This is a genomic window from Sediminitomix flava (assembly GCF_003149185.1).
GTDB lineage: Bacteria > Bacteroidota > Bacteroidia > Cytophagales > Flammeovirgaceae > Sediminitomix > Sediminitomix flava.
In genome coordinates this window covers 1,331,735-1,347,166 of the sequence record NZ_QGDO01000001.1, presented here as the reverse complement: position 1 = coordinate 1,347,166, position 15,432 = coordinate 1,331,735, and the positions used below count along the sequence as shown (strand labels likewise).

8 protein-coding genes are annotated in these 15,432 nt (G+C 38.1%); 5 read left to right on the top strand and 3 right to left on the bottom strand.

The genetic code is table 11. The features are described from left to right. Positions 1–21 precede the first annotated feature (21 nt). Positions 22–7,623: a S8 family serine peptidase gene (locus tag BC781_RS05115; protein WP_158281396.1), complete on the top strand. Its 7,602-nt coding sequence runs from the start codon at positions 22–24 to the stop codon at positions 7,621–7,623. Positions 7,624–7,710: 87 nt separating this feature from the next. Then, a complete protein-coding gene (locus BC781_RS05110) occupies positions 7,711–9,315 on the top strand; it encodes a hypothetical protein (RefSeq protein ID WP_109616141.1) in 1,605 nt (534 codons plus the stop codon). A gap of 439 nt (positions 9,316–9,754) precedes the next feature. Here BC781_RS05110 and BC781_RS05105 read toward each other — a convergent pair whose 3' ends face one another. From BC781_RS05105 to BC781_RS05095, 3 genes are all read right to left on the bottom strand, one after another. Further along, positions 9,755–10,315 (bottom strand): helix-turn-helix domain-containing protein, encoded by a 561-nt coding sequence (locus tag BC781_RS05105; protein WP_109616140.1) that lies wholly within the window; start codon positions 10,313–10,315, stop codon positions 9,755–9,757. Positions 10,316–10,502: 187 nt separating this feature from the next. After that, complete coding sequence (locus tag BC781_RS05100; protein WP_158281395.1) at positions 10,503–11,891, bottom strand: methyltransferase RsmF C-terminal domain-like protein; 1,389 nt, start codon at positions 11,889–11,891, stop codon at positions 10,503–10,505. 121 nt (positions 11,892–12,012) lie between these two features. Further along, a complete protein-coding gene (locus BC781_RS05095; RefSeq protein WP_109616138.1) occupies positions 12,013–12,378 on the bottom strand; it encodes a DUF4296 domain-containing protein in 366 nt (121 codons plus the stop codon). Between the two features lie 155 nt (positions 12,379–12,533). Between BC781_RS05095 and BC781_RS05090 the strand changes: the two genes are divergently transcribed. The 3 genes from BC781_RS05090 to BC781_RS05080 are packed head-to-tail and all read left to right on the top strand — an operon-like array spanning position 12,534 to position 15,341. Then, positions 12,534–13,406, top strand: coding sequence for a DUF58 domain-containing protein (locus BC781_RS05090; RefSeq protein WP_109616137.1), 873 nt, complete (start codon positions 12,534–12,536; stop codon positions 13,404–13,406). Continuing rightward, on the top strand, positions 13,406–14,305 hold the full coding sequence (locus tag BC781_RS05085; protein ID WP_109616136.1) for a hypothetical protein: 900 nt from the start codon (positions 13,406–13,408) through the stop codon (positions 14,303–14,305). The genes BC781_RS05090 and BC781_RS05085 overlap by 1 nt, the downstream gene beginning before the upstream one ends. Then, positions 14,298–15,341, top strand: coding sequence for a vWA domain-containing protein (locus BC781_RS05080; protein ID WP_109616135.1), 1,044 nt, complete (start codon positions 14,298–14,300; stop codon positions 15,339–15,341). Before BC781_RS05085 ends, BC781_RS05080 begins: the two co-directional genes overlap by 8 nt. Positions 15,342–15,432: the final 91 nt, after the last annotated feature.

The window sequence follows — 15,432 nt, the reverse complement described above, 5'->3', positions numbered from 1 at the left end:
ATTTTAATCGAATCTCAGAAGATGAACGCAAAAACAAAAATATATAGTTTAGTGGCATTTCTACTCTTGAGTTTTACAGGAGTACAAGCCCAAAGCTTAGATGATGTGGAACTTGGAAAGGTACGCATCAAGTTTAAGCAGGAATTTGAGAGTGAAAAGCTCTCCGTGATGAGTTCGGCAAGAACTTCATCCGAGTCATCTTTTGCGTCAGTAAATGATGTGGCATTTGAGTCGGTTAGCCAACAGTTCAATATCACTATTTTTAAACGTGTTTTTCCATTTTCAGCAAAGCACGAAGCCAAACACCGCAAACATGGTTTACACCTTTGGTACGAAGTACAGTTTAGTACTGAGCAAGACCCTATGGAAGTTGTAGAGGCTTATAGTGCTTTGAGTGGGGTGGATGTAGCCAAGCCAATCTATAAAAAAGTATTACCAAATAGTACTTCTGCTATTACCTATGTGAAAGCAAAAACATTGAATACAGCAAGTACTCTTACTGCTGAAACATTCAATGACCCGATGCTTGCAGATCAGTGGCATTACGAAAATGACGGACTTCGTGTGGGAGAAAATGACGCAGATATTGACTTGGAGGCTGCTTGGGAAATTCAAACAGGTTCACCAAAAGTAATTGTAGCCATTGTAGATGGAGGAATTGATGTAGCCCACGAAGATTTGAAAGACAACCTTTGGATGAATGAGGCAGAATTGAACGGTGAAGAAGGTGTTGATGATGATGGAAATGGTTATGTAGATGATTTCCATGGTTACAATTTCAAATCGAATGGACAGGTAACAGGTGCTTCTCATGGTACACACGTAGCTGGAACCGTAGGAGCAGTAAATAATAATGGCATTGGAGTAGCAGGAGTAGCAGGAGGTAATGGAGCAGATAGTTCTGGTGTTAGTTTGATGTCCTGTCAGATTTTTGAAGAATCAGGAAGTAGTGGGGGAGCTGCAGCCGCTTATGTTTATGCTGCGGACAATGGTGCTGTAATAGCTCAAAGTTCATGGGGATATACCTCTCCAGGTCATTTTGAGCAAGATGTACAAGATGCTATTGCTTACTTTAGAGCTGAGGCAGGGAATGAAGAAGATTTTCCAAATTCTCCAATGGTAGGCGGTTTAGCCATTTTTGCGGCAGGTAATAATGGCCAAAATGAATTACATTATCCAGCAGCATTTGAAAATGTAATGGCTGTAACTTCATTAGGGCCTAGTAATTTGCCAGCTCCATATTCCAATCATGGTACTTGGACAGAGATTGCAGCCCCTGGTGGCGATCAAGTAAATTTTGCTGAAATAGGTGGGGTATTGAGTACTGTTCCAGGGAATGAGTACGCATATATGCAGGGTACTTCTATGGCTTGTCCGCATGTTTCGGGGGTTGCTGCGCTTATTTTGAGTGAGTATCCAGCAGATAATATTACGCCAGAAGATCTGATGAATCGTTTGATGGAGAGTGCTACACCATTCTCTTCAGATATGAATCCTTATTATAATGGTTTGATGGGAGTTGGTATTTTGAATGCTAGAGCAGCTTTACAAAATGATGCGAAAATTCCTCCAACTGACTTTACAGATTTCAGGATTGAAAATATCTATCATACATCATTAGACTTAGTTTGGACAGTACCAACGGATGAAGATGATGAGAGTCCTTCTTACTACAACTTATGGTTGAGCAATGAGGAAATCATTGATGAATACCTAGATCTTGTACCTCCTTATGAAATTCAGAATACAATTTTAGCAGGAGAAGAAGCCATCTTGTCTATTGGTGGATTGAGAAAACAAACAGAATACTATTTTGCCATTCAGGCCGTTGACCGTTGGGGAAATAAAAACAGTATTTCTTATGTAAATGCGACGACTTTAGATGAGCCACATTTCTCATTTTCTCCTAAAAATATCACTTTAGATATAGATGTAACAAGCCAGAAAATTCATGAAGAATTTGTAACCATTACGAACTCAGGAGAAGCAGCTTTACAATGGGCTTCATCTGTTGAAAACTTAGGTGAAATTATAGCTGAAGAACTGATTGAGGAAGAAGAAGAGGACGAAACAGAAGAAGAAGTATTAAGTCTCTATGAAAATGGTCCTCGACTTAAAACATTGAATGTAGGACACTCAGAGCTAAACTTTGCTGGGGTGTTTGATGTCAACGGTCAGATCGGATATGCAAATACTTCCAATGAAGTAGGTTCAGTTGGTGGTATATCTGTTTCAGCTTCGGAGATAAAAACAGATACATTAATTGACCAAACTGAATATGTAGCAGGCTTGCTTCATGATAATGAATACGACAATAATTATTATGATTTTGCGGTTTATGAGAGTTCTAAAAATATAGGTTTTTCTTCTGCTACTCGTTTCCAAATTCCATTGGATTACCGTTTTCCACTGACACATGTAGAAGCTGTAATGTGGGTAGAGAAGGATATGAAAGATCCTTTCATCATCGAAATTTGTAAGGGTGGAGATGAGCCAGTAGACTTAGAAACAATTTATGCGCAGCCATATTACCCTCGTTCAGCACTCACTGACGGATGGGCTTGGCATAAAATGTCTTTGGCAAAACCGATAGAGCTAGAGAGTAATGATATTATTTGGGTAAAAATCCACCATCCAAAAGAGCCAGAAACATATTTGGCAACCATTCGAACAGGGGCCTTTCCAGGTGGTAATTTCTATACTTCGCATGATGGAGGTCGTACTTACCAATATTCAAGTATTGAATTACCGCTGGGTGGTTACCTCATTCCTAAAGTAAGGGTAGCAAGTACAGGTGAAGATGCTACTTATTTGTATATAGATCCAATCTCGGGTGAAGTAGCAGGAGGAAGCAGTGAAAATGTTCGTTTGGTGGTAGATGCTACAAACTTAAAGGACGGAGGACATGCCACAGCTGCAGCTATTTATACCAACGATGCTAACTTTCCGATTGGGGCAGTAATGGTCGATGTCAATGTGACGGGACAGGTAGCCGAAGCTAAATATGAACCGAATCAATCTGTAGGTTCTTTGTATACTGCTGTAGCAAATACAGTAAAAGTAAGAGTTGAAAATTCAGGTCTAGCAGACTTGGAAATTTATGGGCTAGAATCAGTTCACTCAGAAATATTATCAACAGTAGCTAATAGAGATACGGCAGTTGTTGAGCCTAATCTTTACACTGAATTAGAAGTGACAATAACTCCTTCTGAAAGTGGTGTTTTTGATAAAGAGGCTTACATTAAAACGAACGTTGGGGACTTAATGGTATTTTTTAAGGCCGCAGTTACAGACCCTCCAATCGCGACATTAGCACCTAGTATGATCAGTGCAAGTGTAAACGAGAATGAAACGACTACAGTTGATTTCACAATCTCAAATGACGGGGCGATACCGATGAATGTGAGTTTCCCAATGGATTATTCATCTACAAATAAGCGAATCACTTATACTGAAGATCACAGTAATGCGGGTGCCTTTGAAGATATTTCTGCTTTTGGTATTTCTCTTCGCGACTCCGTACTGAATGCTTATACACAGGAAATGCCTTTGGGTTTTGATTTCCCTTATTTCAATGACATATTCTCTTATGTGAATATTAACTCAAGAGGACGTATTTATTTTAGTGCTTTTACAGAACCAAGATATGAATGGGAAAGAGAAAACATAAATAGATACCCTGCTGAAGGAGGTGGACTAGGAACAATCTCAGTCTTAGAAGACTTTATGCAGTTAACAGAGGATTACCTTTGGAAAATTCCGAGTGAGGCAGATGCGTATTGTGCCAATTTGGGTAACCGATTTATTGTACAGTATCACAATGTGAAGGGGAATTTAAGGGATGAAGAAGAAGGACGTGTTACCGCTCAGGTCGTATTGTTCAAAGATGGAGCAATTGAGTTTAGGTATGATGAACTGCAAGAAAACTCATTAGCGGATAGTGCTTTGGTTGGTTTCCAAAATTTGGAAGGGACTGTTGGTTATACCTTACAAGAGCGTGATGCCGGACGTTCGATAGCATCACATACATCTTACCGTTTTGTACGTGAAACAGCTTTACCGTTTGTCTCAGCAGTTTCAGATGATGAATTTATTCTCCAACCAAGCGAGAGTAAAACAATTACAGCTACGCTAGACCCAAGTACTTATGAGTTATTTGATGGGAAACATAGAGATTTCATCTTTATGGAAACAAACACTCAAAAAGGCTTTGAACAAGTAGTGGTTGATTTGACAGTAAATGGTTTTGCAGAGTTGGTAGATGTTGGAGAAGACTTACTGATTGATTCGGTAATGATCGGAAAGCAAGATACAGCCTTCTTCTTCATCGAAAATACAGGAACAAAGGCATTTGAAGTTACACAGTTACATGCAAACCCTACAGCCTTTGATGTGAATGTAGCAGTACCATTTACTGTAGAAGCAAAAGAGAAGAAATACATTCAAGTAATTTATGCCGCAAACACGGTCGAAAATTTCACTGAGACCTGGCAAATTATAACAGATGTAGGCCAACAAAGCATTGATATTACAGCGAAGTCAATTCCTACACCAGAGCCAGTAGTAAGCTTAGAAACATCAAGTTTTGATTTGACAACAGCTGAAACAAAGACTGGACGATTGACCGTAGAAAATATTTCATCTACGGAAATGGAATATACCGTTTACCCTTCTCCATTGACCCGTTTTAGTACTGATGGTTTGGGAGTGAATACGTACACTTTCCGTGATTCTCATGAAGATGCTCAAGTTAGGTATGAATGGATAGAAATTGCTAAAAATGAAAATCTACTGACTGTGCCAACTGATGGTTATAAGAAAGTAGAAATTCCTTTCACGTTTAACTTTTACGGACAAGAAACAAACGAAATTTGGGTATGTGAGAATGGATATTTGACAACCGTAGAACCAGAAGTTTCTTCTGACCCTCAATACGGCCCGTTCCGTGAAGACGATGGTACAAAAGGAGTGGTAGCACCGTTATGGTCTTACTGGAAAAATAACGATGCAGATACAGAGTCAGGTATTTATTTACAAGCAGATGAAGAACGTCTAATTGTAGAGTGGAAACGAGTTGTTAATCAGTATCCAGGAATGCCAGGTTATGCAACATTTCAGGCTATTCTTCATAAAAATGGTCAGATCAAATTCCAATATGAGTTGGTAGACAATTATGATGGAGAAACTTGGTATGGTCTGAAGCACATCAATGGAAAAGATATCGTAGACTTAGGAAGACCAGGACACGATTGGTCTGAGCTGTTTAAGACTCCATTTAATGACTATCAAGCGATTGTTTTGACTCCTGCAATTGATGTTGTTTTGGCAGGGAATCAGTCTAATACACACGACTTTGTACTTGATGCAGAACGTTTAGCTAGTGGAACTTATTTGGATACATTATTAGTAAAAACCAATAGTACACTCGTACCTGAGATTGAAAAGGAAATGACCTTCAATGTAACAGGAATAGCGTCTATGGAGGTCTCGGAAGATTCGTTGAACTATGGAGATGTATTTTTCTTGGAGAGACAATCGTTGAGATATAAGCAGACTTTTGAGGTATCAAATCAAGGTACTGAGGTCGTAACGATAGATCAAATCGTTTTACCAGCCTTACCAGATGCTCGTCTATATTTAAATGAAACTAGACTTACTTTTAGATCAAATGGCGAATTGCTATCACCGATAAGTATCGGCCTTGGTGAAAAACACGCTTTTGAGCTAGAGTTTAAAACAGAAGAAGTAAAGACTTATGCTGACAAACTCGTATTGGAGACTTCAAATAATGGTCAAGTAGAATTATTTGTTAAAGCCTCAGTTGTTTCTCCTCCTGTAATGAATGTGGTTTCAGAAGATTACACAGACCATTTGACAACAAAGGATACATTGAGTCATGATTTTGTGATAGAAAATAATGGAGCATACCCGCTTACTTATTTGGTAAGAGCTGGTTATGAATTTGTAAGTAATGCAAGTACGCAAAGTAACACTGCAAGATCATCAGTCAGTCAATTGGCAGAAGAAGATAGTGTAGATCAAAAGAGTAGTTTCGACTCATTACATTATGATGTAGCTGAAACATCGCATCTGTCTTATTCAAACTTGAGTAGTATCCCAATTCGAACAGCTGTAAGAATGACTGCACCATCATATGGTTTTACGATAAGTCATGTAAAAGCAATGGTGAGGTATTCTGAGCATGCACCTATCAGAGTTGAAATTTATGATACATCAGGAGAGTGGCCAGACGATGGAAACTTAATCTATCGTGAAGATATTAATTCTTCTACTTCAGAATTGAACATAGGAAGTTTGAACTGGATGACTTTGGAGTTAAGTGAAGCTGTGAGTATAGCAGGTAATGAAGATTTTTATTTGGTAATCACTCATCTAGAGTTTGCTTCTGCCGCATATGATGATATTTCAGATGAAGAGGTACTCGCAAGAAATTTTCTTTCGATTCAACCTATGGTAGAGGGAGAACCTAGTGATTGGTTCTCTGGAGATCCAGAACATTCTGCATATGATGAGGCTATAGATTTTGTGTGGAAAATGAGAGCTTTGTCATTCCAAGCAAGTTGGTTGGAGCTTGATCCGGTAGAAGGTGTGATAGAGCCAGGTGATAGTCAAACGATTTCAGCTAGTCTTTTAGGAAGTAGAATGGCTAATGGTTTGAATATAGGTTATGCGACCATCGTTTCTGATGATCCATTAAACGGGACTAGTCAGGTAAATTATGTAATGACACTGAATGGCGCACCTGAAGTTACTTATTCACCAGACCAATACGGTGAAGCGGTTAACGTCAAGGAAAATGAAACAAAGGTAGTTCACCTTTTGGCAGAAGACCCAGAAGGAGATGAAATCACCTTTGAACTAGCAGACTCTACTTTTGCAACAATTGAACAAAGTGCTTCTAATCAAGCAAAGCTTACTTTAAAACCAAGTTATGACGACCAAGGAGAGCAAGAAGTAAAAGTAAGTATCAAAGATGTACATGGAAATGAAACCATTCACCCGATCAAGGTTAAGGTCTGGAATGCAAACAGAGCACCTTTAACGATTGATCCTTGGGCGATTAACATGACCTTGGAGCAACCTATTGCTTATACTGTAAAGGTGGCTGATATTTTTTATGATGAAGATGGCGATGCACTTCAGTATGGAGCTGTAAATGATACACCAGAAATTCTAGACGTAGCTTATGGAGGTGAGGAAGTCGCAATTATTCCTAAAAGTGCAGGTGTTGGAGTCGTGTATTTCTTAGCAGATGATGGAAGTGAAAATGGCTTTACATACACTTATTTAGTAGTCTATGTTTACTCAGATGGGAGTTCAGATGATACCTCATCAGCATCCCCTTCATCCTTTGTAGTCGAACCTACTTTAATTGATGACGGTGAAGTTACAATGACTTTCCATACAGAAGCGAGAGGTATTGCTAAGGTAGAAATTATCAGTATTGAAGGTCAGATTTTGAGAAGCTATGAACAAGTGTTGACAGACACAGATGAGCAAAGGTTTGACTATGAAATCAGTGGTCTTTCATCGGGTATTTACCTAGTGAGAGTAAGTACAGCAGAAGGGCCTATTGGTGTTGAGAGAATTGTAGTCCAATAAACAATGCACAGTATGCTGAGAGGAGGTAAACCTCCTCTCTCATTTATATATTTTTTAATCATTTTTTACTTATAAACCAATACAATTATGCGCTTAAAAAACTATGTTATCGGAGCTGCTTTACTTGGTCTAGTAGCCTGTAATAGTGATGAGTTGGATGCACTAAAGGCTGACCTAAAAGATTTGCAAGAGCAAGTAGGTGAGTTGGAAGAGTCTCAAGAAGCTGCTATGGCAGCCGCAATTGCCGCTTTGGAGCAGCAAATTGCAGATCTTGAAAGTGCTAATTCAGATTTGACAGGTGAATTGTCTGATCTGACAGATAGAATGCAGAATGAAGAAAATGCTATTTATTGGGGTAGCTTGAATTCAGATGTTGCATATGAAAGTATGACAGAGGGGAATGTTGTTGTAATGGGGAATGTCGTTATCAGAAATGCTGATGATTTAGCAAAGCTTCAAAGTATTGAGGTGATTTCTGGAAGTCTTAGTGTTAATGGTACAGCTTTGGAAGCTTTAGACTTGGCTGCTTTGAAAACAGTAGGCATGCTTTCTATTAAAGAGAATGCAGCCATGACTTCTTTGAGTCTACCTTCCTTGATTGGGGTGTCAAACAACTTTGAGTTGGAAGACAATACATTGTTGGCGAGTGTAGAACTCCCAAGCTTAACAGTGGTTGAAGCATCATTAATACTTAAAAATGAAATGGCGGGATATGAGCCAGATGCTGCAATTACGGACAAAGATGGTATATATAATTTAGCATCTCTCTATGCTGTAAAAGGAGACCTTTGGGTTGAGCATTTAGTACCTATGACAGAGCTTTTAGCTCCAGCTCTTGAAGAGGTAGGTGGTTCATTTACTTTGTATAATAATCCTTCTCTAACTACAGTTGAATTTGATGTTTTAAAAACAGTTGGAGAAGAATTCAACTTTATTTTTGAAGGTTATACAGGTGAACTTACCGCTTTAGAAACTTTCAATGATGTAACAACTATTGGAGGAGATATTACAATTACGCTTCCATCTGTAACAAGTCTTTTAGCTTTTGAGTCACTTGAGGCAGTAGGGGTAATGAGTGGCGGTTTTGGAATTGGATTCGGTTCAAGTGTAACGTATAAAAATATTACCTTACAAGGTTTTGATGGATTAGAGCTACTTGAAGGCTTTAATAATGTAGAAGGTGCAAAAATCACATTGAAGCCTAGATCATTAGCTGAATCAGGAGCCGTATTAAGTGCTTTTGAAGGCTTGAAAGAAGGTGATCTTTACGTGCAAACATACAACAATAATGATTTTGACAACGCTTATAGTTTGACTATTGGTGGATTTGGTGAGTGGACGAAAGGATTTGTGGGGATAGACGTATTGAATACTTCAGTAGCATTTTCAAATGCAGATGCATTCTCTAAATTAGATATGGCCTCAATTTCAGGAGACTTTAATCCATATACAGAAGGAACGGCTGCAGTTCACGTGAAATTATCAAAGCATGTAGTAGAGCCAACTTTAGATATGTGTTCGATTAATACATTTTTGAATGTTACACTTCCTGATGCATTTTATTCTGAATATGTATTCCAATATGATGAATTTGATTTCGCCACAGAGACAGTAGAATATATTGATGGATACCCTGTTCCTACAACTGCTTTGGATCATACCGCAGCTTTAGGAGAAGTTGTTTGTCAATAAAATGACTGATACAAGCCTGTTACAATTTATAGGGGCAGGCTTGTTTCCCATTTTTACAAATTTCACGACATAAGTAGGTTTAGACTTCATAGAATTTACAGGTACATCACAACTATTAATTACTAACTATATAGGTGGATTAAGCCTATTTATCAATCAAAAAAAGAACACATCATCAATAGTACATAATACTCTAATCAGATAATTGAATCGGTAAAATTTATTTTACTGTAAAGAAGCTCCTTTTTAAGGGGCTTTTTTTATTTCTATTGCTTTAGCACTTGTTTCGTGAGCAAATGCAACTCGAAATGAGGATGGGAGTTTTAAGCTGAATTTTTAGGTTTAGGAAAGCGATGAATAAGACTGATTAGTTAGGAAAGAAAGACTCTGAATGAAAATTGTAGCTAAACTCCTTTGGCTAAGAAAGTAAGGGGTATAGTTAGGCAACCCAAGTCCGTATTTTCTTGGGGTTTCTAAAGAGGATTGTTTTATGAGGAGGCAAGATAGGGTTTCGCTTGAAGTAGTAGTAGAAACCAACATCAACTTTGAGTTTTTTGAGCTTTACTCCTTCATGTTTTTCCAAAAAGAGATATAAAGCATAATCACTCATGTATAAGTATTTTTTGTAGCCAAGTCGGGGGCGGTAAGAACGAAAACGGATGCCTTTTAATCTTGATTTTCTTCTTTGTTTATTTCTACCTAATCGCGTATCTGAAAACCAAAGAATTTCTCTTCGGTCTCTGATCAAAACAAACGGATATTTCCTTTTTGTCTTAGTGATCAAATGTTTACGCATACTGCCTACACGCTTCTTCCTAGCTATGTAAAGTCGGTGTGCACGTTTGGCTTTATAGCTCGTATTTTTAAAGGTATTTCGTTTAATTTCTCGATATATAGAAGAAGGGGCAAAACCAATGATTTTAGCAATCCGTTTTACCGAAAGACCTAGGTTAAGGCACTTTTCAATTCTTACTCTATCTGAATATTCGAGGTTACGCATGTTTTGAGTTTGAATCTTAATTTTACAAAATTCAAATCATAATTTAAAATATATTCTACTTTTTGTGTTTTTATATTCTATTTGAGCTGACTAGACTAGGAGGGGCTAAAGGGCAGGTCTCTTATTTCTAAAAAAATAACCTCAGCCATTTTTATAAAAATAGCTGAGGTTTTTCTGATGATTCCGATTAAAATTCTTTTCGTAATCGCATTTCTGAAGGGTAGTAGTTATTGATACGATTCGGAAGGATTTTGATCCAACCTAGAATGTGCTGACCGTAGCGAACTAAAGCCCAACCTTTTTTACCGTTGGTATCAATTTTTAATTCCTGTTTTCTCAAATACAAAATTGCATCTTCGTAATTGAGGTCGAAGACAGGTATTTTATCGGAGAAGATTTTACTCATCGCCAAGTGATGAGCAGGTTGTAATTTATCCTTGATCATACGACCAAGTTCAATCCCTTTGTTCTTCACATTTACGGCAGTCTGAAGCATTCTATAGCTATCAAATACTTCTACAGGAACAGCCCATACTGCATCATCTTCGATCACGTATTCGTATTTCTCATGATCTTTTACCCAATCTGCATACTTCCCGATGTATTTACGGTTTTCTGCTTTTAGATTTTTAAGTCTCTTTTTCGAAAGCTTCGGCTTTTGAGCCGCTTGTCGATTTCCGTGTTTTCTGAATACACTCAAGAACAAGCCTTCGCCTCTTGTTTTGTGGAAGATAAAACGGTAACCAAAGTAGTCATTATCTACAGTGTCTACTTTCAGTTCAGTTACATTCCAATCTTCTTGTAATTCCATTCGAAGCGGTTCAACAGCACCACTTTCGGCTAACCATTGTAGTTTTTCCTCATTTTCTTGAGGAGCAAAAGTACAAGTACTGTAAACCAAAATACCACCAGGTTTCAAACATTGAATGATGTCTCCTAAGATATCTTCTTGGATATTTGAACAAGTATTGATCAAACCTGGAGACCACATTTCTACGGCTTTCGGGTCTTTACGGAACATTCCCTCTCCAGAGCATGGCGCATCCACCACAATCACATCAAAGAAATCTTTAAGCGGAAGAAAATGTGATGCTTCATTGTGGGTAATAAAGCTATTTGAATTTCCCCAACGTGTGATATTTTCTTGTAAGGCAGGGAGACGTTTTGGCATTAGCTCATTAGAAACTAACATACTATTCTCTGAGAGCAAAGAAGCGATAAGCGTACTTTTTCCTCCAGGAGCAGCGCAAAGATCCAATACTCTGATATCCTCATCTAGCGGAGCATGTTGGCGAAGTGCTTCTGACAAGAACATGGAAGAAGCCTCTTGCACATAATAACCACCCGCAAAAATGAGCGGATCTTTTGCGAACAATGGTCGTTTTGGAAGGTATTTCCCTCCCGGACACCAAGGTACATCTTTTTCTTCCTCAAACTGATCGGTAGGTTTCAGTGGATTAACACGTAATGAAACCGCAGGCAAATTGGAAAATGCGTCTTGAAATTTATCAAAATCAGCATCGCCCAATTGTCCTCGCAATCGCTCTTCAAACTTTTTAGGTAACTTGATGTCCATAGCCATTTATCTTTATAAAGCAGTAGATGTCTTAATCTGGTTCGGATGAAAGCCCATCCAACAAAAAAGCTCCACCGTAATTGTGGAGCTTTCTTGTATTTCCTGCTGCAAAAATAGCAAATTATTTTTTCTTTTTGCTTTTCAATGCTTCAGCTTCTTCTTGTCTTGATTTCAATGAATCGGTCACTTGCTTGTAAATGCTTTGCATTGCCTCAAGGTCATTCTCAAGATAGTATTGTTGACTTTTGTTAAACACAGCAGAGTCTACAGCGTGAGTGACAAAAATTTCTTTTTCCAGTTTTTCATAAAGGGCAGTTCCTTTTGCTGGTGCTTGGTTTTGTACAGATACGCTAGCTTCAGCTAAGTGCATATCTATCAAAATTGCCTTCATTTTATCTTCTGGCAAAATATCTTCAGGAGCTTCAGGCTTTGAATCACAAGCGGTAAGCATGAAACTTATACTTAGAGCAAACAATATCCTTTTCATAATACAAAATTATCGAATCCGTCCCGAAGTTAGAAATAACAGCAGAAGTACAATTTATTCCCTGCGGTTAAATTGTGTTAAATCAAAAAGTTCGCTGTTGAGTATAGTCCATGAAAGTTAAATTTGAATGAATAAGTAGGGCCATTTTAATTGCTATGAAAGAGCTTGTCAGTAAATTAAGAAAGTACGAAATCAGAATTCGAAAAGCGATCAATTCTCAAATGCAGGGAAATTACCACTCTGTATTTAAGGGTTCGGGTTTGGAGTTTGATGATGTGCGCCTGTATCAATATGGAGATGATATTAGACATATTGATTGGCATGCTTCTGCCAAAGGACACGGTGCTTATATTAAAACTTTCAAGGAGGAGAAAGAACAAAACGTATTTTTTATTCTTGATGTCAGTGCTTCTCAGAAGATCGGGAAGCCAAATAGTCAGAAGTTGGATATTGCCAAAGAAATCTGTGGCGTATTATCGCTTTCTGCAATCCGTGAAGACAGTTCGGTAGGGGTTGTTTGTTACTCAGACCAAAAAGAAAAATATATAAAACCAGGCAAGGGAATTAAACATGCCTATGAAATCATCAATGATATTTTTAAGCTTGAACCAAGTTCTACAAAGACCAACTTGAGCAAAGCGATGGGAATGGCATTGTCTATGATCAAGCGTAAAAGTTTGATTGTGGTTATTTCCGATTTCATTGATGAAGGCTATGAGAGAAACCTTAAATCTATAGCTCGAAAGCATGACCTTGTCGTGGTACATATTTCCGATGAGCGTGAAACCAAGTTCCCGAAAGTAGGTATTGTACCATTGTACGACAAAGAAAGTGGACGTACCATTTGGGTAAATACATCTTCTTCGGAGTTCAAAGGTGTGCTTGACAAATACTATGAGGGCAACCGCACGGAATTGAAAAACCTATGTATTCGAAATAACAGTAGTTACGTACATATCAACACCCAAGAAGATTATGTACCCAAACTCATTCGCTTATTTAAATTTAGAAACAAAATCAGAAAGTAATGAGAAGATATGTGAATGGACTGATCGCGACTTTTCTTTTTCTGTTTCCCGCTCTATTGATGGCACAGTCGGAAAATCCGTATGGGCGATTTTTAGGAGAAGAAGTACGTGTAGGTCAAGAAATAAAATATGTACTGACATATACACACCCTTCTGATGAAGAAGTGATCTTCCCAGGTGAAAAACATAGCTTTGCACCTTTTGAATATATCAGCAGACAATATTTTCCTACACAGTCAGATAGCACAACGAGTAAGGATAGTGTTGTTTATACTTTGATGACTTTTGAAATGGATTCCATTCAAGAGTTGACTGTTCCTGTGTTTGTCATGCAGGAAAATGGGAAAAAAGAACCAATTTTCCCTGAAAAAGACGGCATCTTCTTAGTCAAAAGTTTAGCTTCTGATCTGCAACAAGGAGAGCAACCGCAATTGGTGGAAAATACTAATCTCGCTAAGGTAAATGAGGAATTTAACTATCCTTATTTATTGATCTTCTTAGGACTGGTATTTATCGCGTTGGTGATTGTGGTATTTGTCTTTGGTGGCAAAATCAAAAGAGTGTTACAGCTTAAGAAACTCAAGAAGCAAAATATCAAGTTCAATTCTAGTTTTGAGAATTATGCAACTGCACCTTATGATGCACCAAAATTAGAGCACTTATTAGGTATTTGGAAAACCTACACAGGGCAAATGATTGACTTGCCATTACAGAGTTACACCACGAAAGAGATTCAGGCGGTATTGCCAAATGAAAAATTGGATACGCCTTTGAAAACATTTGACCGTGCCATTTATGCCAACATGGTAGACGATCAGATGCAACAAAACATTTCATTCTTGAAAGAATACGCACAGAAATCATATGAAAAGAAAATAGAGGAGGTGAAAAATGGATAATTTGACATTAGCAGAAATTAATTTTGGCTGGCTTTCACCTTCGCAGTTATCTTCTTACACTTGGGAGTTCGGATGGGTTTTATTCCTTATTCCTCTTGTTCCATTTCTATTTGTATTGCGTTGGTTGTTGTTCTACAAGTTCAGACAACGTTTAGATATTGCATTGCCCGAAGGAGCCGTAGAGTTTAGTAAAGTAAGTCTTTTGCGCTACTTGCCTCCTGTATTTTTGGGTTTAGCCTTTGTGTTTTTCCTTGTTGCTTTGGCTCGTCCACAAACGACCGATGAGCATGTAGATCGATGGACAGAAGGTATTGATATCATGCTTGCCCTAGATATTTCTCATTCCATGAAAATTGAGGATTTCCGTCCCAATCGTATGGAAGCTGCAAAAGAAGTAGCGAATGAGTTTATCGAAGGACGTTTTCAAGACCGCATTGGTATCGTGATTTTCTCAGGAGAAGCCGTTTCTTATGCACCGCTCACTACCGATTATTCATTGTTGAAAAATCTGATCAATGATATTGATTTCAGTATGATTGAGAAGAGTGGTACTGCCATCGGAAGTGCTTTGGCTGTAGCTACAAACCGTATGCGAGAGTCTACGGCAAAATCGAAAGTGATTATTCTTCTTTCTGATGGAGAAAATACGGCAGGTAGCTTGAACCCGACCACAGCAGCTGAATTGGCTTATGCCTATGGAATTAAAATCTATTCGATTGGAGTGGGTAAAGAAGGGCGAGTGCCTTACGGAAAGGATATGTTCGGGCAGACTCGCTATGTAGAGTCTAGTTTGGATGAATCTACACTCAGAGAAATGGCTCAAATTGGTCAAGGAGAATTTTTCCGTGCCACAAGTAAAAACTCTCTAGAACGTGTATTTGCTCGAATTGATGAGTATGAAAAATCAGAGATCAAAGAGCGAAAGTATGTAAATACAAAAGATTACTATCAATATTATTTAATTACAGGAATCGTGTTTTTCCTTCTTTGGTTATTAACGAAGGGAAGCTTCCTAACGAATGCTCTTGAAGATTAATTTCTTCTTAAAAGTGTTATTCATAAAAACAAACTTTGTTAAGAGAGGTTCTACGCAAATCAAGAGGAATCACTCTATTATCTTTGGGAGA